Source organism: Pseudomonas sp. P108, from assembly GCF_032613195.1.
GTDB lineage: Bacteria > Pseudomonadota > Gammaproteobacteria > Pseudomonadales > Pseudomonadaceae > Aquipseudomonas.
This window is the reverse complement of sequence record NZ_CP126691.1, coordinates 4,237,071-4,257,452: the sequence shown is the minus strand read 5'-3', so window position 1 is coordinate 4,257,452 and position 20,382 is coordinate 4,237,071. Positions and strand designations below refer to the sequence as shown.

The 20,382-nt window shown below is 59.7% G+C and carries 17 protein-coding genes; all 17 read right to left on the bottom strand.

What is annotated here, in order from left to right:
• Nucleotides 1–346: 346 nt before the first annotated feature.
• The gene (gene nuoN, locus QOM10_RS18675) at nt 347–1,810 is read right to left on the bottom strand and encodes an NADH-quinone oxidoreductase subunit NuoN (RefSeq protein ID WP_007920173.1); all 1,464 of its coding nucleotides are present in this window, start codon (nt 1,808–1,810) and stop codon (nt 347–349) included.
• A 7-nt stretch (nt 1,811–1,817) separates the two neighbouring features.
• A complete protein-coding gene (gene nuoM / locus QOM10_RS18670) occupies nt 1,818–3,350 on the bottom strand; it encodes an NADH-quinone oxidoreductase subunit M (RefSeq protein ID WP_016986254.1) in 1,533 nt (510 codons plus the stop codon).
• 39 nt (nt 3,351–3,389) lie between these two features.
• A complete protein-coding gene (gene nuoL / locus QOM10_RS18665; RefSeq protein WP_038362640.1) occupies nt 3,390–5,243 on the bottom strand; it encodes an NADH-quinone oxidoreductase subunit L in 1,854 nt (617 codons plus the stop codon).
• On the bottom strand, nt 5,240–5,548 hold the full coding sequence (gene nuoK, locus QOM10_RS18660; protein ID WP_003223790.1) for an NADH-quinone oxidoreductase subunit NuoK: 309 nt from the start codon (nt 5,546–5,548) through the stop codon (nt 5,240–5,242). The genes nuoL and nuoK overlap by 4 nt, the downstream gene beginning before the upstream one ends.
• A gap of 3 nt (nt 5,549–5,551) precedes the next feature.
• Nucleotides 5,552–6,052 carry an NADH-quinone oxidoreductase subunit J gene (nuoJ, locus tag QOM10_RS18655; protein WP_007920176.1) on the bottom strand — a complete coding sequence of 167 codons (501 nt, stop codon included), beginning with the start codon at nt 6,050–6,052 and terminating at the stop codon, nt 5,552–5,554.
• 9 nt (nt 6,053–6,061) lie between these two features.
• Nucleotides 6,062–6,610, bottom strand: coding sequence for an NADH-quinone oxidoreductase subunit NuoI (gene nuoI / locus QOM10_RS18650; protein ID WP_007920177.1), 549 nt, complete (start codon nt 6,608–6,610; stop codon nt 6,062–6,064).
• Between the two features lie 11 nt (nt 6,611–6,621).
• Nucleotides 6,622–7,629 carry an NADH-quinone oxidoreductase subunit NuoH gene (nuoH, locus tag QOM10_RS18645; RefSeq protein ID WP_316916729.1) on the bottom strand — a complete coding sequence of 336 codons (1,008 nt, stop codon included), beginning with the start codon at nt 7,627–7,629 and terminating at the stop codon, nt 6,622–6,624.
• A complete protein-coding gene (nuoG, locus tag QOM10_RS18640) occupies nt 7,626–10,340 on the bottom strand; it encodes an NADH-quinone oxidoreductase subunit NuoG (protein WP_316916728.1) in 2,715 nt (904 codons plus the stop codon). The genes nuoH and nuoG overlap by 4 nt, the downstream gene beginning before the upstream one ends.
• 133 nt (nt 10,341–10,473) lie before the next feature.
• Nucleotides 10,474–11,829: an NADH-quinone oxidoreductase subunit NuoF gene (nuoF, locus tag QOM10_RS18635; RefSeq protein WP_007920184.1), complete on the bottom strand. Its 1,356-nt coding sequence runs from the start codon at nt 11,827–11,829 to the stop codon at nt 10,474–10,476.
• The gene (gene nuoE, locus QOM10_RS18630) at nt 11,826–12,323 is read right to left on the bottom strand and encodes an NADH-quinone oxidoreductase subunit NuoE (protein ID WP_007920186.1); all 498 of its coding nucleotides are present in this window, start codon (nt 12,321–12,323) and stop codon (nt 11,826–11,828) included. The genes nuoF and nuoE overlap by 4 nt, the downstream gene beginning before the upstream one ends.
• A gap of 2 nt (nt 12,324–12,325) precedes the next feature.
• Nucleotides 12,326–14,110 carry an NADH-quinone oxidoreductase subunit C/D gene (nuoC, locus tag QOM10_RS18625; protein WP_064117789.1) on the bottom strand — a complete coding sequence of 595 codons (1,785 nt, stop codon included), beginning with the start codon at nt 14,108–14,110 and terminating at the stop codon, nt 12,326–12,328.
• 73 nt (nt 14,111–14,183) lie between these two features.
• Nucleotides 14,184–14,858, bottom strand: coding sequence for a NuoB/complex I 20 kDa subunit family protein (locus tag QOM10_RS18620; RefSeq protein WP_007920192.1), 675 nt, complete (start codon nt 14,856–14,858; stop codon nt 14,184–14,186).
• 10 nt (nt 14,859–14,868) lie between these two features.
• Complete coding sequence (locus tag QOM10_RS18615) at nt 14,869–15,282, bottom strand: NADH-quinone oxidoreductase subunit A (RefSeq protein WP_003223812.1); 414 nt, start codon at nt 15,280–15,282, stop codon at nt 14,869–14,871.
• A gap of 646 nt (nt 15,283–15,928) precedes the next feature.
• Complete coding sequence (gene aceA / locus QOM10_RS18610; protein WP_007920195.1) at nt 15,929–17,254, bottom strand: isocitrate lyase; 1,326 nt, start codon at nt 17,252–17,254, stop codon at nt 15,929–15,931.
• Nucleotides 17,255–17,728: 474 nt separating this feature from the next.
• Nucleotides 17,729–18,490 (bottom strand): secretin N-terminal domain-containing protein, encoded by a 762-nt coding sequence (locus QOM10_RS18605; protein ID WP_316916727.1) that lies wholly within the window; start codon nt 18,488–18,490, stop codon nt 17,729–17,731.
• Between the two features lie 233 nt (nt 18,491–18,723).
• Complete coding sequence (locus QOM10_RS18600; RefSeq protein ID WP_034155132.1) at nt 18,724–19,149, bottom strand: GNAT family N-acetyltransferase; 426 nt, start codon at nt 19,147–19,149, stop codon at nt 18,724–18,726.
• Complete coding sequence (locus QOM10_RS18595) at nt 19,142–20,311, bottom strand: cupin domain-containing protein (RefSeq protein ID WP_102899355.1); 1,170 nt, start codon at nt 20,309–20,311, stop codon at nt 19,142–19,144. The genes QOM10_RS18600 and QOM10_RS18595 overlap by 8 nt, the downstream gene beginning before the upstream one ends.
• Between the last annotated feature and the right edge of the window lie 71 nt (nt 20,312–20,382).

Sequence of the window (20,382 nt, the reverse complement as noted above, 5' to 3'; positions counted from 1 at the left end):
CGGGTGACATCGTTGCAAGCTGCGGATAACGCCAAGGTGATGAGGGAATTACAATTTCGTCATGTGGTTATATGGATTGAGTGAGCGCCACACAAATCTGTGGGAGCGAGCCTGCTCGCGAAAGCGGAGTGTCAGCCAATCAAGATGTTGAAAGTGCCTACGCCATCGCGAGCAGGCTCGCTCCCACAATGGTTTTTGCGTGTGCCCGGAGTTTGTGAGCGACGCACAAACCTGGGGAGGCGGGCGCGCCTGCGATGAGGCCAGCGCAAGCGCTCGAGACGTTAAATCCCGCAAAAACAAAAACGGCACCCGAAGGTGCCGTTTTCATTTCTAGCCAGCCGAACTATCAGCCCGCCAGACCCGCCTGCTGAACCAGTGTCAGCAATGGCTGCGGGTACACACCCAGGAAGAACGCGACCAGGGCGATGGCCAGCAGCATTACGCCGCCTGCCTTCTGTTCCCAGTGCAGCTGGGCGTCGTGGCGACGCAGGTTTGGCTCGATCAGGTACAGGGTGACCATTACGCGCAGGTAGTAGAAGACGCCGATGGCGCTACCCAGCACCAGCGAGCCGACCAGCCACCATTGGTGCGATTCGACACCGGTAGCGATGATGTAGAACTTGCCGATGAAGCCCGCAGTCAGCGGGATACCCGCCAGCGACAGCATCATCACGGTCAGCACGGCGGTCAGGTACGGACGACGCCAGAACAGGCCGCGGTATTCGTACAGGGCATCCGCGTCACGGCCGTTGTACGGCGAGGACATCAGAGTGATCACGCCGAAGGCGCCAAGGCTGGTGATCACGTAGGTGACCAGGTACACGCCGATGGCTTCCACCGCCAGACCCTTGCTTGCCACCAGGGCGATCAGCAGGTAGCCGAAGTGCGCGATGGACGAGTAACCGAGCAGACGCTTGAGGTTGCTCTGGGTCAGGGCCAGCAGGTTGCCGAACAGGATCGAGGCGATGGCGATGACGGTCAGCACGTCGCTCAGCACGCCACTGCTCGCAGCAGGGGAGATCTGGAACAGACGCACCATCACCGCAAACACCGCAACCTTCGAAGCGGTCGCAAGGAACGCCGCCACCGGTGCCGGAGCACCTTCGTAAACGTCCGGCGTCCACAGGTGGAACGGTACCAGCGACAGCTTGAACGCCAGACCGATCAGCATCATGCCCAGGCCCAGTTGTGCCAGAGAGCTAGGCAGGCCGGTTGCAGCCAGTGCCTGACCGATACCGACGAAGCTCAGCGAACCCGAGTCGGCGTAGAGCAGCGCCATACCGAACAACAGGAACGCGGAACCGGCGGCCGACAGCACCATGTACTTGATGCCGGCTTCCAGCGAACGCTTGTTGAAGAAGGCGTAAGCCACCAGACCGTAGACCGGTACCGAGAGCAGTTCCAGACCGATGAACAAACCGGCCAGGTGCTGCGCGCTGACCAGAACCAGACCACCGGCGGCGGCCATCAGGATCAGCAGGTAGAGTTCTTCACGGTTGCCCGGGTAGCCCGAGCCGCCATCACCCAGATAGGCGTGGGCGAGGGTGACGCAGGCGAGGGTGGCGACCAGGATCAGCGCCATGTACAGGCAAGCGAACGTGTCGATTTGCAGCAGTGGAGTCACGGCCAGAGGCGCGACTTTCAGGGCTGGGAGGATCGACAGCAAGGCCAGGTTCAGACCGGCGACCGAGATCAGGAAGGTCTGCGAGTGGTTGCGGCGCCAGGCGATTGCCAGCATCACCACGATAATGGTGAGGCTGGTGATCAACAGTGGCGCAAGCGCAATAAAGTGTTGAATCGTGAATTCCATAGCGCTCTTACCGGGCCGAAGCGAGTTGAGTGAAGGCGGTGCCGAGCCACTGCTGCACGCCATGCATCGTGGCGGCAGACGTGTCGAGGAACGGTTGCGGGTAGACGCCGAGGTAAACCAGCAGCACCGCAAGGCCCAGCACCATGATCAGTTCGCGAGCGTCCATACCGTGCAGGATCGAATCCGATTTCGACGGACCGAAGTAGGCACGGTGGATCATGATCAGCGAGTAGACCGAACCGAACACCAGACCGGAGGTGGCAATCGCAGTGATCCACGGCCAGCTTGCGAAGGAGCCGATCAGGATCAGGAACTCACCGACAAAGTTACCGGTACCCGGCAGACCCAAGGACGCGGCTGCAAAGAACAGGCTGATCGCCGGCAGGTAAGCGATACGCGACCACAGACCGCCCATCTCACGCATGTCACGAGTGTGCAGACGCTCGTACAACTGACCGCTGAGGATAAACAGTGCCGCCGCCGACACACCGTGCGCCAACATCTGGATCACTGCACCTTGCAGCGCCAGTTGGCTGCCGGAATAGATGCCGATCAACACGAAACCCATGTGGGAAACGGACGAGAAGGCAATCAGACGCTTGATGTCGGTTTGTGCGAAAGCGAGGAACGCGCCGTAGAAGATCCCGATCAGACCGAGGGTCATGGCGATCGGCGCAAACTCGGCCGAAGCATTCGGGAACAGCGGCAGAGCGAAACGCAGCAGACCGTAGGCAGCGGTTTTCAGCAAGATACCGGCGAGGTCGACGGAACCGGCGGTCGGCGCCTGGGCGTGGGCATCAGGCAACCACGAGTGGAACGGTACGACCGGCAGCTTGACCGCGAAGGCGATGAAGAAGCCGAGCATCAGGATGTACTCGGTGGTCATCGACATCTTGGTTTTCAACAGGTCGGCGTAGTTGAAAGTAATCACGCCAGTGTTGTTGAAGTTGACCAGCACCAGACCGAGGATCGCCACCAGCATGATCAGGCCGGAAGCCTGAGTGAAGATGAAGAACTTGGTTGCCGCGTAGATCCGGGTTTTCTTGCCGTCCGAAGAACTGTGACCCCAGAGCGCGATGAGGAAGTACATCGGCACCAGCATCATTTCCCAGAAGAAGAAGAACATGAACAGGTCGAGGGCGAGGAACACGCCGACAACGCCGCCCAGGATCCACATCAGGTTCAGGTGGAAGAAGCCAACGTGACGTTGAATCTCTTTCCACGAGCAGAGTACCGAGAGGATACCCAGCAGACCGGTCAGCAGGATCATCAACAGCGACAGACCGTCGAGGGCCAGGTGCACGTTGATGCCGAAGCGCTGGATCCAGACATGCTTGAACTCAAGCGCCCAGGTCGGATCGGCGCCAGGCGCCGGCGCAAATGAATAGTCACCGTGGGCCCACAGCCAGAGGCCGAGGGCGAGTTCCAGGGTCATGGTCAACAGCGCAATCCAGCGCGGGAGGGTAGCGCCGAAGCGCTCACCCATCCAGCACAGCAGGCCGCCGATGAAGGGGATCAGGATTAGCCAAGGCAGAATCATGACGGGCTCGTTTCCTTTCGCAAATTCGCAAGGTTCATATCAGACCGCTACCAGCACGATGGCGCCGATCACCAGCACGGCACCAGCAGCCATCGAAGCAGCGTACCAACGCAGTTGACCGGTCTCGGTGCGGCTCAGGGCGGTGTGACCCCCCTTGGCCATACGCGGGATCAGACCGATGGTCTGGTCGAGCGGGTCTTTGCGCAGTACGTGGCTGATCGCAAGGTAAGGCTTGACGAACAGTTTGTCGTAGATCCAGTCGAAGCCCCAGGCAGCGAACCACCAGGCCGAAAGGAAACGGCCGATGCCGCTGTTGGCGATCGCCGTGACGAAACGACGCTTGCCGAGGAACAGCAGCGCTGCCAGCAGGATACCGGCCAGGGCGATGGCGCCCGACGCGATTTCCAGACTGTGCTTGGCTTCGCCGCCAGCATGGCCAACGCTTTCTGGCAGTACGCCGTGCAGTGGCGGAACGATCATCGCGCCGATGGCGGTGGACAATACGATCAGCACCGACAATGGCAGCCAGTGAGCGATGCCGTGACCGGCGTGGGCTTCAGTCTTGGCTTCACCGTGGAACGTGATGAAGATCAGGCGGAAGGTGTACAGCGACGTCATGAACGCGCCGACCAGACCTGCGTAGAGCAGACCGTGGTTGCCGCTGGCGAACGCTTCCCAAAGGATTTCGTCCTTGGAGTAGAAGCCGGCGGTGACCAGTGGCAGAGCGGCGAGGGCAGCACCACCAACGATGAAGCTGGCATAGGCCAGTGGCAGTTTTTTCCACAGACCGCCCATCTTGAAGATGTTCTGCTCGTGGTGGCAGGCAACAATCACCGCACCGGAAGCAAGGAACAGCAGGGCCTTGAAGAAGGCGTGGGTCATCAGGTGGAAAATCGCGCCATCCCATGCACCAACGCCCAGCGCCAGGAACATGTAGCCGATCTGGCTCATGGTCGAGTAGGCGAGGATACGTTTGATGTCGGTTTGTACCAGTGCGGCGAAACCGGCCAGTACCAGGGTCACACCACCAACGATGCCGACCAGGTGGAGGATTTCCGGCGCCAGGGTGAACAGACCGTGGGTACGGGCGATCAGGTAGACACCGGCAGTAACCATCGTCGCGGCGTGGATCAGTGCCGACACCGGAGTCGGGCCAGCCATCGCATCCGCGAGCCAGGTTTGCAGCGGCAGTTGTGCCGATTTACCGACCGCACCACCCAGCAGCATCAGAGTCGCCAGGGTGATCCAGAAGTCGCCGACCTGGAATTTCTGCGGTGCCAGCACCAGCAGTTCCTGGATGTTCAACGTGCCCACTTGCTGGAACAGGATGAACAGGCCGATGGCCATGAACACGTCGCCGATCCGGGTCACGATGAAGGCCTTGAGTGCGGCGTTACCGTTGTTGCGGTTGCTGTAGTAGAAACCGATCAACAGGTACGAGCACAAGCCCACACCTTCCCAGCCGAAGTACAGGAACAACAGGTTATCGCCGAGCACCAGGAACAGCATGCTGGCGATAAACAGGTTGGTGTACGAGAAGAAGCGCGAGTAACCCGCTTCGCCGCGCATGTACCAGGACGCGAACAGGTGGATCAGGAAACCCACGCCCACCACCACGCCGAGCATGGTGATCGACAGGCCGTCGACGTAGAGGGCGAAGTCAGGCTTGAAGCCTTCGACCGCCATCCACTTCCACAGTACCAGCGTGTAGTGACCGCCTTCGGGTGGTGCGACGTTGAATTGCCAGATGACGTAGGCGGCGACAATCGCCGACAAGCCAATGGAACCCACGCCGATCAGCGCCGAGAGGTTTTCCGACCAGCGTCCACGTGAGAACGACAGGAGCAGGAAACCGATCAGAGGGAATACGAAAGTCAGAAAGATAAGATTCATCCGCGCATCTCACTGGCAGCGTCGATATCGAGCGTGTGGAAGCGGCGATACAGTTGCAGCAGGATCGCCAGACCAATACTGGCCTCGGCGGCTGCAAGGCTGATCACCAGGATGAACATGATCTGTCCATCCGGCTGGCCCCAACGGGCGCCTGCAACAATGAACGCCAATGCAGAGGCGTTCATCATCACTTCCAGACTCATCAACACGAACAAAATGTTGCGGCGGACCATCAGGCCGACCAGACCAAGGCAGAACAGGATGCCGGCAACCGCCAGACCATGTTCGAGAGGGATAGCAGGCATGTCTTACTCCTTCGCCTCGTTACGGCCCAAATGGAACGCCGTGACGGCTGCGGCGAGCAGCAGCATCGAGGCGAGTTCGACCACCAGCAGGTACGGGCCGAACAGGCTGATGCCCACGGCTTTCGCGTCTACGGTGGTGTGGCCGATGGCCTGGCCGCTCTGGTGAGCGAACAGCACATACAGCAGTTCGGCCAGCAGCAGCGCGGCGAGAATCACCGGACCGGCCCAGATACCGGGCTTGAGCCAGACGCGTTCTTGCTGAACCGAGGCCGGGCCGAGGTTGAGCATCATCACCACGAACACGAACAGCACCATGATGGCGCCGGCGTAAGCGATCACTTCCAGCACGCCGGCGAACGGTGCGCCGAGTGCGAAGAAGGTCATGGCCACGGCGATCAACGAGATGATCAGGTAGAGCAGGGCGTGCACAGGGTTGGTGTTGGTGACTACGCGAAGCGTGGACACAACAGCGATACCCGATGCGAAATAGAAAGCGAATTCCATCGTTCTTCCTTAAGGCAGCAAGCTCTTCACGTTGATCGGTTCGGCTTCGTTCTGCGCGGAGCCTTTCGGCTTGCCAGCGATTGCCATACCTGCAACACGATAGAAGTTGTAATCAGGGTTTTTGCCGGGGCCGGAGATCAACAGATCTTCTTTCTCGTACACCAGGTCCTGACGTTTGAACTCGGCCATCTCGAAATCCGGTGTCAGCTGGATTGCGGTGGTCGGACAGGCTTCCTCGCAGAGACCGCAGAAAATGCAGCGCGAGAAGTTGATACGGAAGAAGTCCGGGTACCAGCGACCGTCTTCGGTTTCAGCTTTCTGCAGCGAGATGCAACCCACCGGGCAAGCCACGGCGCAGAGGTTGCAGGCTACGCAGCGCTCTTCGCCATCGGGGTCACGGGTCAGGACGATGCGACCACGGTAGCGTGGTGGCAGGTAGACCGCTTCTTCCGGGTATTGCAGGGTGTCGCGCTTGCGAAAGCCATGGCCGAAGACCATGACCAGGCTGCGCAACTGGGTACCAGTACCCTTAACGATGTCGCCAATATATTTGAACATGGGTCAAATCCTCACTGAACCGCGACTGCACGCGTGTTCCACAACACGACCGCAGCGGTCACCAGCAAATTGATCAGGGTCAGTGGCAGGCAGAATTTCCAGCTGAAATCCATCACCTGGTCATAACGCGGACGCGGAATGGAAGCGCGCAGCAGGATGAACAGCATGATGAAGAACGCGGTCTTCAGTGCGAACCAGACGAACGCCAGTTGCGGCAAGATGCCGAACGGACCGTGCCAGCCACCGAAGAACAGGGTGACCAGCAGCGCCGAGATCAGGATGATGCCGATGTATTCACCGACGAAGAACATGCCCCATTTCATACCGGCGTATTCAATGTGGTAACCGTCGGCCAGTTCCTGTTCCGCTTCCGGCTGGTCGAACGGGTGACGGTGAGTCACGGCGACGCCAGCGATGAAGAAGGTACAGAAGCCGAAGAACTGCGGAATGATGAACCACAGGTTCTGCGCCTGGTACTCGACGATGTCGCGCATGTTGAACGAGCCGACCTGAACCACGATGCCCATCAGGGCCAGGCCCATGAACACTTCGTAGGACACGGTCTGCGCCGACGCACGCAAGCTGCCGAGCAGGGCGAACTTGTTGTTACTCGACCAGCCGGCGAACAGCACCGCGTAGACCGACAGACCGGCCATGGCGAAGAAGAACAGCAGGCCGATGTTCAGATCCGCGACGCCCCAGGTCGGGGTGATCGGGATGATCACGAAGGCGATCAGCAGGGCCGACATCGCCACCACCGGTGCCAAAGTGAAGATCACCTTGTCGGCAAACGGCGGAGTCCAGTCTTCCTTGAAGAACATCTTCAGCATGTCGGCGGCGATCTGGAACATGCCGAACGGGCCAACGCGGTTCGGACCGTAACGGTCCTGCCACCAGCCCAGCAGGCGACGTTCGACAAAGCTGAGCAACGCGCCTGCAACCACAACGGCCAGCAGAATCACGATGGCTTTGACGACCGAGAGGATCACATCGATCACTTCAGGGGTGAACCAGGTCATTGCGCTGCCTCCTGCAGACCGTCGACGGATACGCCGGCGAATGCCGGTGGAATGCCGGCGATGCCCGCAGGCAATGCCACCAGACCGGCGCCCAGTTCTTCATTGATGCGCAGCGGCAGACGCAGGGTCTGACCGGCCACGTTCAGGCTCAGCAGGGCACCGTCGTTGACGCCCAGACGATCCGCTTCCGACTTGGCCAGAGCCACGTATGGAGCCGGAATGCGCTCTTGAACCGGTGCGGCTTTCGAAGAGTTCTCTTCGCTGCCGAACAGGTGGAAGAACGGCACGGCTTGCCAGGTACCCGGCGCCGGGTTGAATGCGCGCGGTGCGGCAGCGAACCAGTTCAGCGAGTCGCCAGTGCTTTCGATCAGGCGGGTGCCCGGGTCGCCAGCACGGATGTGACCGCCGACTTCGTCCTGGAACTTGTTCCACGCTTGTGGCGAGTTCCAGCCCGGCGACCATGCGAATGGAACCTGCTGACGCGGTTCGGCAGAGCCCGAGTAACCTTCCATGGAGAAGGCGAACGCGGTGTCTTTGTCTTGCGGGGTGCGCGGTTCGTGAACGCTGATGTCGGCGCGCATTGCGGTGCGACCGGAATAACGCAGCGGCTCACGCGCCAGTTTCAGACCCTTGATGCGGAACGCGGCGGACGGTGCAGCGTCGACGATGCGCGCCAGTTGCTCGGTGCTCGAAGCAACGGCAGCGGTGACGTGGTCGAGTTGCGTCCAGTCGATCGGCTGGTTCAGCAGGGTCGCGCGCAGGGCGTGCAGCCAGCGCCAGCCTTCGTGAACCAGAATGCTCGCGTCCATGTATTGCGGGTCGAAAACCTGGAAGAAGCGCTGGGCGCGACCTTCCTGGCTGACCAAAGTACCGTCGCCTTCAGCGAAGCTCGCGGCTGGCAGAACCAGGTGCGCGCGGTCGCTGGTAGCGGTTTTCTGATGGTCAGCAACGATCACTACTTGCGCAGCGTTCAGTGCGGCATCGACTTTTTCTTTGGCAGTGCGGGTGTACAGATCGTTTTCCAGCACAACGATCGCGTCGGCTTTACCGTCGATGACAGCTTGCAGCGCAGCATCCACCGACTCGCCACCGAGCATGGCCAGACCGAGGCTGTTGGCTTCCGGCACGATCAGGCTGATCGAACCGTTTTTCTCGCGCAGCTTCAGTGCCTTGGCGATGTTCGCGGCGGCTTCGATCAAGGCTTTGGAGCCCAGCGAAGTACCGGCGATGATCAGCGGACGTTTTGCAGTGAGCAGGGCGTCAGCGATGCGCTGAGCCAGTTGCAGTGCTTCGGCGTCCAGACCTTCAACGGCCGGGGCGCTGGCGTCCAGCGCGTGAGCCACGGCGAAGCCGATGCGCGCCAGGTCGTCAGGAGCGGCGTGTACGCATTCTTCAGCGATGTCGTCGAGCTTGGTTTCCGCCAGGCTGGCGATGAACAGCGGGTTCAGCGCGTGCTGACCGATATTCTTCACGGCGGCGTCGAGCCAAGGCTGAACACGCATGGCTTCGGCCATGTCTTCAGCCTTGCCTTTGACCGATTGACGCAGCGACAGCGCCACACGGGCGGCGGTCTGGGTCAGGTCTTCGCCGAGGACGAAGATCGCGTCGTGGTCTTCGATGTCGCGCATGTTCGGCACTGGCAGCGGGCTGTCTTTCAGCACTTGCAGGACCAGACGGATGCGCTCCAGTTCGGACGCTTCGATACCCGAGTAGAAGTGCTCGGCGCCCACCAGTTCACGCAACGCGTAGTTGCTTTCAAGGCTGGCACGCGGCGAACCGATACCAACGATGTTGCGACCGCGCAGCAGATCAGCCGCTTTATCCAGTGCAGCATCCAGACCGAGCTTGGTGCCGTCGGCCAGCAGCGGCTGACGTGGACGGTCGGTGCGGTTGACGTAGCCATAACCGAAACGGCCACGGTCGCACAGGAAGTACTGGTTCACCGAACCGTTGAAACGGTTTTCGATGCGACGCAGTTCGCCGTAACGCTCGCCCGGGGAGATGTTGCAACCGCTCGAGCAGCCATGGCAGATGCTCGGCGCGAATTGCATGTCCCACTTGCGGTTGTAGCGCTCGGAGTGAGTCTTGTCGGTGAACACACCGGTCGGGCAGACCTCGGTGAGGTTGCCGGAGAACTCGCTTTCGAGCACGCCGTCTTCAACGCGACCGAAGTACACGTTGTCGTGGGCGCCGAACACACCGAGATCGGTGCCGCCAGCGTAATCCTTGTAGAAACGCACGCAGCGGTAGCAAGCGATGCAGCGGTTCATTTCGTGGGAAATGAACGGGCCCAGTTGCTGGTTCTGGTGGGTGCGTTTGGTGAAGCGATAACGGCGCTCGTTGTGGCCGGTCATCACGGTCATGTCTTGCAGGTGGCAGTGACCGCCTTCTTCGCACACAGGGCAGTCGTGCGGGTGGTTGGTCATCAGCCATTCAACAACACTGGCGCGGAACGCCTTGGATTCTTCATCTTCGATGGAGATCCAGGTGTTGTCGGTGGCCGGGGTCATGCAGGACATGACGATGCGACCACGGGTGTCGTTCTCGTCGGTGTACTGCTTGACCGCGCACTGGCGGCAAGCCCCGACGCTACCAAGCGCGGGGTGCCAGCAGAAATAAGGGATGTCGAGGCCCAGCGACAGACATGCCTGTAACAGGTTGTCTGCCCCGTCGACTTCGAGCGCTTTGCCGTCTACGTGGATAGTGGCCATGGTTCAAAGGTCTTCGTTGGCCCGGTGTCAGCGGGCGTGGCTAATGGAATCTTGTTATCCGTGCGAATCAAACCAGCCTCGAAAGGCGTCATCGCAGGAGGAGAAGGGCCCAGGCCCTTCACCTGTTAAGCGTTTACGCGCCGATTACGATCGGCCTTGCCAGAGGCGGGACGGCGGCGCTGACTGGCGCGATACCGGCTTCGAACTCTGGACGGAAGTATTTGATGGCACTGCCCAACGGTTCCACGGCACCCGGTGCGTGAGCACAGAAGGTCTTGCCCGGGCCGAGGAAGTTGACCAGACCCAGCAGGGTCTCGATGTCGCCTGGCTGACCGCGACCTTGTTCGATGGCCATCAAGAGCTTGACGCTCCATGGCAAACCATCGCGGCACGGGGTGCAGAAACCGCACGACTCGCGAGCGAAGAACTGCTCCATGTTGCGCAGCAAGGAGACCATGTTGACGCTGTCATCCACCGCCATGGCCAGGCCGGTACCCATACGGGTGCCCACTTTGGCGATGCCGCCGGCATACATTTGCGCGTCGAGGTGTTCTGGCAGAAGGAAACCGGTACCGGCGCCGCCTGGCTGCCAGGCCTTGAGCTTGAAGCCGTCGCGCATACCGCCGGCGTAGTCTTCGAACAACTCGCGACCGGTGACGCCGAATGGCAGTTCCCACAGGCCCGGGTTTTTCACTTTGCCGGAGAAGCCCATGAGCTTGGTGCCCATGTCTTCGCTGCCTTCGCGGGCCAACGATTTGTACCAGTCCACGCCGTCGGCAATGATCGCCGGCACGTTGCACAGGGTTTCCACGTTGTTCACGCAAGTCGGCTTGCCCCACACGCCGACGGCGGCAGGGAAGGGCGGCTTGGAGCGCGGGTTGGCGCGGCGGCCTTCGAGGGAGTTGATCAGCGCGGTTTCTTCACCGCAGATGTAACGCCCGGCGCCTGTGTGGACGAACAGCTCGAAATCGAAGCCGCTGCCCAGAATGTTCTTGCCCAGCAGGCCCGCTGCCTTGGCTTCTTCCACGGCACGGTTGAGGTGCTTGGCGGCGGTGGTGTATTCGCCGCGCAGGAAGATGTAGCCACGGTAGGTTTTCAGCGCGCGAGCACTGATCAGCATGCCTTCGATCAGCAGATGGGGCAGTTGCTCCATCAGCATGCGGTCTTTCCAGGTGTTCGGCTCCATTTCATCCGCGTTGCACAGCAGGTAGCGGATGTTGATGGATTCGTCTTTGGGCATCAGGCCCCACTTCACGCCAGTGGGGAAGCCTGCACCGCCGCGCCCTTTCAAGCCTGCGTCTTTCACGGTCTGGACGATAGCGTCCTGATCCATATCGGCGAAGGCTTTGCGCGCAGCGGCGTAACCGTTCTTGGCCTGGTACTCGTCGAGCCACACGGCTTCGCCGTCGTCACGCAGACGCCAGGTCAGCGGGTGAGTCTCGGCCGAACGCTGAATGCGGTTGGCAGGACCGAAAGATGTCAGGGTCATACGTAGCCCTCGAGCAGTTTGGCGACGCCAGCAGGCTGCACATCACCAAAGGTGTCGTCGTCGATCATCAGCGCCGGTGCCTTGTCGCAGTTGCCGAGGCAGCAGACCGGCAGCAGGGTGAAACGACCGTCGGTGGTGGTCTGACCCAGGCCGATGCCCAGATTGTTCTGGATTTCGCTGACCACCGACTCGTGGCCGCCGATGTAGCAGACCATGCTGTCGCAGACGCGAATGATGTGACGGCCAACCGGCTGACGGAAAATCTGGCTATAGAACGTCGCCACACCTTCAACGTCGCTGGCCGGGATGCCGAGGATCTCGCCGATCGCGTACAAGGCGCCATCCGGCACCCAGCCGCGTTCCTTCTGAACGATCTTCAGGGCTTCGATCGACGCCGCGCGCGGATCTTCGTAGTGATGCAGCTCGTGCTCGATGGCCGAGCGCTCGGTTTCACTGAGGGTGAAACGGTCTGTCTGGATAAGCGTGCTGTTCATGCTTAGCGGTCCACGTCGGCCATAACGAAATCGATACTACCCAGGTACGCAATCATGTCCGCGACCATGCTGCCTTTGATCACCGAAGGGATCTGTTGCAGATGCGGGAAGCTTGGAGTGCGGATCCGGGTACGGTAGCTCATGGTGCCGCCGTCGCTCGTCAGGTAATAACTGTTGATGCCCTTGGTCGCTTCGATCATCTGGAAGGATTCGTTGGCCGGCATCACCGGGCCCCACGAAACTTGCAGGAAGTGCGTGATCAAGGTTTCGATGTGCTGCAGCGTGCGCTCTTTCGGCGGCGGCGTGGTCAGCGGGTGATCCGCCTTGTACGGGCCTTCCGGCATGTTGCGCATGCACTGGTCGATGATCTTGATGCTCTGGCGCATTTCTTCGACGCGAACCATGCAGCGATCATAGGCATCGCCATTGGCGGCCAGCGGCACTTCGAACTCGAAGTTCTCGTAGCCGGAGTACGGACGCGCTTTACGCAGGTCGAAATCGCAACCGGTCGAACGCAGGCCAGCACCGGTGACACCCCATTCTAGGGCTTCTTTGGTGTTGTACTGGGCGACGCCGATGGTACGACCCTTGAGGATGCTGTTCTGCAGGGCAGCCTTGGTGTATTCGTCGAGGCGTTTTGGCAGCCATTCAACGAAGTCTTTCACCAGTTTTTCCCAGCCGCGTGGCAGGTCGTGGGCGACACCACCGATGCGATACCAGGCCGGGTGCAGACGGAAACCGGTGATGGCTTCAATCACCGTGTACGCCTTCTGGCGGTCGGTGAAAGTGAAGAACACCGGAGTCATGGCGCCGACGTCCTGGATGTAAGTCCCGAGGAACAGCAGGTGGCTGGTGATCCGGAAGAACTCGGCCATCATGATGCGGATGACGTCGACCTTCTCAGGCACCTTGATGCCGGCCAGCTTCTCGACCGAGAGCACGTACGGCAGGTTGTTCATCACGCCGCCGAGGTAGTCGATACGGTCGGTGTACGGGATGAAACTGTGCCACGACTGACGCTCGGCCATCTTCTCGGCACCACGGTGGTGGTAACCGATGTCCGGCACGCAGTCGACGATTTCTTCGCCGTCCAGTTGCAGAATGATGCGGAACGCACCGTGCGCCGAAGGGTGGTTCGGGCCGAGGTTGAGGAACATGTAGTCCTCGTTCGGGCCGGAACGCTTCATGCCCCAGTCTTCAGGACGGAAACGCGCGGCTTCTTCCTCAAGTTGTTGCTTGGCCAGGTTCAGGCTGAACGGATCGAATTCGGTGGCGCGCGCCGGGAAGTCCTTGCGCAGCGGGTGACCTTCCCAGGTCGGCGGCATCATGATGCGCGACAGGTGCGGGTGACCTTTGAAGTCGATACCGAACATGTCCCAGACTTCACGCTCGTACCAGTTGGCGTTCGGCCAGATGCTGGTGACGGTCGGCAAGCTGAGGTCGCTCTCGGACAAGGCGACCTTGATCATCACGTCACTATTACGCTCCAGCGACATGAGGTGATAGAACACGGTGAACTCGGCGTCGCTCGGCAGCCCTTGGCGCTTGGTGCGCAGACGCTCGTCCACGCCGTGCAGGTCATAGAGCATGACGTACGGCTTGGGCAGGTTGCGCAGGAAAGTCAGGACTTCAACGAGCCTGGCGCGCGCGACCCAGAGTACCGGCATGCCGGTACGGGTCGACTGAGCGGTGAACGCTTCGGCGCCAAAACGGTTGTTCAATTCAACGACCACATCCTGGTCGTCTGCCTTATAAGGCGGGATGTACAGAGCACTGCCTGTAGTCATGGTTATTTTTTCGCTTTCGGTCAACGTAAAGAATGAAGCCAGCTTCTCGTTTCTTTGTCAGAACAGATCTGGATCAGACTTCGTCAGGGCTGCGCAGGTTGGTGACTGCGATTCGCTGTTCGCGGCGCTCTTCCTTTTGCGAAGGCATGTCGGCGCGATAAACGCCTTGATCGCCAACGACCCAGGAAAGCGGACGACGCTCCTTGCCGATCGATTCCTGCAACAGCATCAAGCCTTGCAGAAATGCTTCCGGACGGGGAGGGCAGCCAGGTACGTAGACGTCCACGGGCAGGAACTTGTCCACCCCTTGAACCACAGAGTAGATGTCGTACATGCCACCGGAGTTAGCGCAAGAACCCATGGAGATAACCCACTTCGGTTCGAGCATCTGCTCGTAGAGACGCTGGATGATCGGCGCCATCTTGATGAAGCAGGTCCCGGCGATAACCATGAAGTCGGCCTGACGCGGCGATGCCCGGATAACTTCGGCGCCAAAGCGCGCGATGTCGTGGGGCGCCGTGAAGGCGGTGGTCATTTCCACGTAGCAGCACGACAGGCCGAAGTTGTACGGCCACAGGGAGTTCTTACGTCCCCAGTTGACCGCGCCACTCAGCACGTCTTCCAGCTTGCCCATGAAAATGTTTTTGTGGACTTGATCTTCTAACGGATCGGAAACGGTTTCCCGTTCGCCAATCGGATATTGCTCGTTAGGAGCATCGGGGTCGATCCTGGTGAGATTGTATTGCATTGCCAAAGCCTCATTGTTTCAGCTTCGCCTGCCGCTTGCGACGAGCTTCCGGAGCCCAGTCAAGGGCGCCCACTCGGAACAGGTAGACAAGACCTGCCAACAGAATTGCTATGAAAACGAGAGCTTCGACGAATCCGGTCCAGCCGCTTTCGCGGACGGACACAGACCATGCAAAGAGAAATAGGGCTTCGATATCGAAGATCACGAAGAGCATCGCGACCAGATAGAATTTGGCTGAGAGCCGCAAGCGGGCGCCACCGGTAGGTAGCATGCCGGACTCGAACGGTTCGTTTTTGCTGCGACCCCAGGCTTTTGACCCAAGGAGGCTGGAGACGCCAAGCATGAAGGCACACAGGCCGACGACACCCAGAAGGAAAATGGCAAAGCCCCAGTTGTGGGCCATGAGTCCTGTCGCTTCGGGCATGCTGGTAATCCTTAACAGAGAGCAAAGGTCTCTGAGCTTGATAAAGAAATAGGCAGTGACGATATGTCGCAGCAATCAATCGCGCTGATTTTATGGCTAAACACCCTGCAAGTAAAATTCCTATAGCGAAATTATTTATTGGAATAAGGACATAGCGCATCTCCAATGCCCTGCAGCCCATGCGGTGCGGGCATTAGGCGGGTTTATGCAAATAATGTTTTGTAGGGAATGTAACGAACATAGTTGTGGCTAAATGATAATTAATATCGTTTGAGGGTGTTTTGTAACTGTTTAACGGGATGTCAGTTGGGAAGTTGTCTTACTTGCACGTTACTGCAAGTAGCGACGGCGCCCGTTTTAGCGGATTTTTCTGACGGATGTACCGCGCTGGATCAATGTTTTGTCTCGCGGGCTGAAGAGAAAACCTGTGGGAGCGAGCCTGCTCGCGAATGCGGTGGGTCAGTCGCCGCATGTGCAAGCTGGCACAACGCATTCGCGAGCAGGCTCGCTCCCACAGGGGATTGATGGTGTCTGGGAGATTATCTCGAGCAAAAAAACGCCCCGAACCAGTCGGGGCGTCAGTTTTGCGGCTCTGCGGTTAGCTTTCTATACGATCCGCAAAGGCCGGTTGCTCAGCGAAGCCGAATCAGTGGAACTGTTCTTCTTCAGTCGAACCGGTCAGTGCGGTGACCGACGACGAGCCACCTTGAATCACAGTGGTCATGTCGTCGAAGTAGCCGGTGCCGACTTCCTGCTGGTGAGCCACGAAGGTGTAACCCTTGGCGGCGTCAGCGAATTCCTGCTCCTGCAGCTTCACGTAGGCAGTCATGTCGTTGCGGGCGTAGTCGTGCGCCAGGTTGAACATGCTGTGCCACATGTTGTGAATGCCGGCCAGGGTGATGAACTGGTGCTTGTAACCCATGGCGGACAGTTCGCGCTGGAACTTGGCGATGGTCGCGTCGTCCAGGTTTTTCTTCCAGTTGAAGGAAGGCGAGCAGTTGTACGACAGCAGTTGGTCCGGGTATTCCTTTTTGATCGCTTCGGCGAAGCGACGAGCCTCGTCCAGATCCGGCTTGGCGGTTTCGCACCAGATCAGGTCGGCGTATGGCGCGTAAGCCAGACCACGGGCGATGGCTTGATCGAGGCCGGCGCGAACCTTGTAGAAACCTTCCTGAGTGCGCTCGCCAGTCACGAACGGCTGGTCGTACGGGTCGCAATCGGAGGTCAGCAGGTCAGCAGCGTTAGCATCGGTACGGGCCAGAATGATGGTCGGGGTACCGGCAACGTCAGCCGCCAGACGCGCAGCGGTCAGCTTCTGTACGGCTTCCTGAGTAGGAACCAGTACTTTGCCGCCCATGTGACCGCATTTTTTCACGGAAGCCAGTTGGTCTTCGAAGTGAACGCCGGCGGCGCCTGCTTCGATCATGCTCTTCATCAGCTCATAGGCGTTCAGTACGCCGCCGAAACCGGCTTCAGCGTCAGCCACGATCGGCGCGAAGTAGTCGATGTAGCCGTCGTCGCCCGGGTTCTTGCCGGCTTTCCACTGGATCTGGTCAGCACGACGGAACGAGTTGTTGATGCGCTTGACCACGGTTGGCACCGAGTCCACCGGGTACAGCGACTGGTCCGGGTACATGGATTCTGCGGAGTTGTTGTCCGCAGCCACTTGCCAGCCCGACAGGTAGATCGCCTGGATACCGGCTTTGACCTGCTGAACAGCCTGGCCGCCGGTCAGGGCGCCCATGCAGTTGACGAAATCTTTCTCAGGACGGAAGGACGGCTTGGCACCCTGGGTGACCAGGTTCCACAGCTTGTCGGCGCCCATTTTTGCAAAGGTGTGCTCAGGTTGAACCGAGCCACGCAGACGGACGACGTCAGCAGCGGAGTAAGTGCGTGTCACGCCTTTCCAGCGCGGGTTTTCAGCCCAGTCTTTTTCGAGGGCTGCAATTTGCTGTTCGCGTGTCAGTGCCATGGAGATAAACCTCGTCGCGTCTTTTATGAAAAGTTGTTCTGCGGTGGAAAATTCCTGCGCTCGCTGACCAGAAGCTTAGGTGGTCAAGACGGATTCGGCGGGGTAGGCGACGGGATGAACGATGGGCTCGAGGGGAAGTGAGCAGGTAGTGGCGGACTGCGGGCGCATTCGGGCGTCGTGGGCCTTTATACGGTCTACAGTGTGAAGCCGGGTTACCTAATTACGCTTCCGTCCCTCGGGACAACTTCGTTCCAGTCGGCAACCTCGTCAAACACACCTTGTGGGCGGTACAGACACGAAGCGGTTCGCGGGGTAGGTGCGAACATCGCTTCGAAGGCCCTTGCCAGGGCCTCTGATTAGCGGGAGCGAGGCCATCATGCCTTCGCTTTTTTACCCCGTCAAACGTTTTGTAGTGCTTTTTTTCAAGCACTACATCTTTCGTCTAATACGACTAATCAGTCAGTTTTTGGTGCTTTAGTCCAGAGCGTCGACTTTCACCCGCAAGGTCATGTCATCCCGGCCTTGAGTCGAGTAGCTGCGGGTCAGGCCTTGTTTGTCGGCCTGAGTCTGGCGATTGACGCCGGCTAGGGTGATCCATTCACCGAGGCGCCCGCTGACAGTTGTGTCGGTGCTTTGCACGTTCACTACATCGGGACGTTCCTGGCTCATGCGGTCACGGTTGGTACTGATCGCCAGGTGAACGATGTCGCCGGTGACGCTGGCGGTGACATAGAAACCCTGGGTGACGTTGCGGTATTGCGTCTGGCTGTTGTAACCGCCGTAGGAATCGCTCTGAACATTGGTGAGCGGCACGCTTTGGCCGACTTGAATCAGCGCCGGCATGCCATCGGTGGCCTGAACCTGCTGCACGCCGCCTTCGCGGCTGGTGGTGCTGCGGCTGATGATACGGGTCTGATTCGGCTGAGCGCCGTTGACCGAATAGCCTTCGTCGCCACGGCCATCGTTTTCATTGGTGTCGACGGTGATCAGCAAGCGCTTGGGCGCAGTGTCCAGTTGGGTGATCAGCGCCTTGAGTTCCTGAATCTTGTCCGGCTCGGCCTTGATGATCAGCTGGTTGCCGTAGGCGCTGACCTGACCGTCCTTGCCGAGGAAGTCTTGCGCCATCGGCAGCATGTCGGTGCTGGTGCGGTAATTGAGAGGCACGATTTCTGTGGCTGCCATCACCGAAAAACTGCAACCGAGCAGCAGGGTGGTGAGCAGGGTGCGTAGGGACATGTCCGTTATCTCCGCTTTCGAAAGGCTTGATATTGCCAGTTTGTCGGCCTGGGGTGGGGCAAGTTGAATCGTAGACAGCAAAACGCCCCGGCATCGGTTGATGTCGGGGCGTGATCGTTCCCACGCTCTGCGTGGGAATGCAGCCAGTGACGCTCTGCGTCACATGCCGCAAGGGACGCGGAGCGTCCCGAGAGGCATTCCCACGCAGAGCGTGGGAACGATCAGGGCGGGTCTCAGGCCGAATGGCGAACCATGTCGACATGCGGAATCCCGGCTTCGAGGAATTCCTCGCTGACCAGGCTGAAGCCCAAACGCTCATAGAACGCGGTGGCCTGAACCTGCGCGCTGAGCATTTGCTGCTTCAATCCGCGTTCTTCAGCTTCAGCAATGACCGCTTGCATCAGCGCATCACCGACTTTCATGCCGCGCCAGTCTTTCAGCACCGAAACCCGGCCAATGTGCCCATCAGGCAACAACCGCGCAGTGCCAATCGGAAAGTCGCCTTCAAACGCCAGAAAATGTACGGCGGTCGCGTCATCCGCGTCCCATTCCAGCTCAGGTGGCACCGATTGTTCGGCGATGAACACCGTTTCACGAATGCGCCGGATCTCGGCGATGTCCTTCTGCCAGTCTGCGACACGTACGCGAATCTTATTCATCGGCGAACCCCAGGCTCCCTTGCTTGACCAACTGGCACAGCAGGCCGCAAGCGTCTTCGTCGTTCAGCCACTCACCGAGGTTGTCAGTGTGCAGGGCGTCAGCGGCGCAGATCAGCTTCAAAAGTTCGCGCAGCTTGCCCGGCAGGTAACGGCTCTGGCCGCTGGCGAACAGCAGCAGGTCGTCATCGACTTCCGACCAGGCCAGGCGCGCACTCGGGTTGCGGATCAGAATGGCGCCATCCTGCAGGGCGGCGAGGAAGTCTTCTTCTTCGATTTCTTCCGGGCCGGCCACCAGTTCCGGATAGCGTGGCTCGGTCATGTACTGGCCGAACCAGGTCAGCAGCAGGCGTTCGTCGCTCATGTGCTCGGCGAGCAGGGCTTTCAGGCGATCCAGTGCATCGTGCTGAATCTGATGCGGGTCGGCTGCAGGCTGTGCGTCGGCGTCGGTGTAGCGCTCTTCGTCAGTCAGGAACTGGCTGAGGAAGTCGGTGAAGTGAGTCAGCACTTCGGAAGCGCTTGGTGCGCGGAAACCGACCGAGTAGGTCATGCAGTTGTCGACCGCGACACCGCAATGAGCCAGACGCGGCGGCAGGTAGAGCATGTCGCCCGGTTCCAGCACCCACTCTTCGGTCTCGTGGAATTCGGCGAGGATGCGCAGATCCGCGTGTTGCAGCAGTGGGCTCTCGGAATCGCACATCTGGCCGATTTTCCAGTTGCGCTTGCCGTGGCCTTGCAGCAGGAACACGTCGTAGTTGTCGAAGTGCGGACCAACGCTGCCACCCGGGGCGGCGAAGCTGATCATCACGTCGTCAACGCGCCAGCTCGGCAGGAAGCGGAAGTTTTCCAGCAGCTCGCTGACTTCCGGCACGAATTGGTCGACGGCCTGAACCAGCAGGGTCCACTCTTTTTCCGGCAATTTGCTGAACTCGTCTTCAGCGAACGGGCCGCGACGCAGTTCCCAAGGGCGCTCGCCGTGCTCGATCACCAGGCGCGATTCGACTTCTTCTTCCAGGGCCAGGCCGGCCAGTTCGTCGGCGTCGATCGGGCTTTCGAAATCAGGAATCGCCTGGCGGATCAGCAATGGCTTTTTCTGCCAGTAGTCACGCAGGAACTCGCGTGCCGTGATGCCGCCCAGAAGTTGAAGAGGAATATCGGGATTCATATGTAACCTATTGAAAAAAAGCACTTTTCAGACGGGAATAAAAACGCCCGGCGCGGCCGGGCGTCTCAAAC

Excerpts from the sequence above, each read along its gene's own strand:
- nuoN (WP_007920173.1), bottom strand. The coding sequence starts at position 1,810 with ATGGAATTCACGATTCAACACTTTATTGCGCTTGCGCCACTGTTGATC.
- nuoM (WP_016986254.1), bottom strand. The coding sequence starts at position 3,350 with ATGATTCTGCCTTGGCTAATCCTGATCCCCTTCATCGGCGGCCTGCTG.
- nuoL (WP_038362640.1), bottom strand. The coding sequence starts at position 5,243 with ATGAATCTTATCTTTCTGACTTTCGTATTCCCTCTGATCGGTTTCCTG.
- nuoK (WP_003223790.1), bottom strand. The coding sequence starts at position 5,548 with ATGCCTGCTATCCCTCTCGAACATGGTCTGGCGGTTGCCGGCATCCTG.
- nuoJ (WP_007920176.1), bottom strand. The coding sequence starts at position 6,052 with ATGGAATTCGCTTTCTATTTCGCATCGGGTATCGCTGTTGTGTCCACG.
- nuoI (WP_007920177.1), bottom strand. The coding sequence starts at position 6,610 with ATGTTCAAATATATTGGCGACATCGTTAAGGGTACTGGTACCCAGTTG.
- nuoH (WP_316916729.1), bottom strand. The coding sequence starts at position 7,629 with ATGACCTGGTTCACCCCTGAAGTGATCGATGTGATCCTCTCGGTCGTC.
- nuoG (WP_316916728.1), bottom strand. The coding sequence starts at position 10,340 with ATGGCCACTATCCACGTAGACGGCAAAGCGCTCGAAGTCGACGGGGCA.
- nuoF (WP_007920184.1), bottom strand. The coding sequence starts at position 11,829 with ATGACCCTGACATCTTTCGGTCCTGCCAACCGCATTCAGCGTTCGGCC.
- nuoE (WP_007920186.1), bottom strand. The coding sequence starts at position 12,323 with ATGAACAGCACGCTTATCCAGACAGACCGTTTCACCCTCAGTGAAACC.
- nuoC (WP_064117789.1), bottom strand. The coding sequence starts at position 14,110 with ATGACTACAGGCAGTGCTCTGTACATCCCGCCTTATAAGGCAGACGAC.
- QOM10_RS18620 (WP_007920192.1), bottom strand. The coding sequence starts at position 14,858 with ATGCAATACAATCTCACCAGGATCGACCCCGATGCTCCTAACGAGCAA.
- QOM10_RS18615 (WP_003223812.1), bottom strand. The coding sequence starts at position 15,282 with ATGCCCGAAGCGACAGGACTCATGGCCCACAACTGGGGCTTTGCCATT.
- aceA (WP_007920195.1), bottom strand. The coding sequence starts at position 17,254 with ATGGCACTGACACGCGAACAGCAAATTGCAGCCCTCGAAAAAGACTGG.
- QOM10_RS18605 (WP_316916727.1), bottom strand. The coding sequence starts at position 18,490 with ATGTCCCTACGCACCCTGCTCACCACCCTGCTGCTCGGTTGCAGTTTT.
- QOM10_RS18600 (WP_034155132.1), bottom strand. The coding sequence starts at position 19,149 with ATGAATAAGATTCGCGTACGTGTCGCAGACTGGCAGAAGGACATCGCC.
- QOM10_RS18595 (WP_102899355.1), bottom strand. The coding sequence starts at position 20,311 with ATGAATCCCGATATTCCTCTTCAACTTCTGGGCGGCATCACGGCACGC.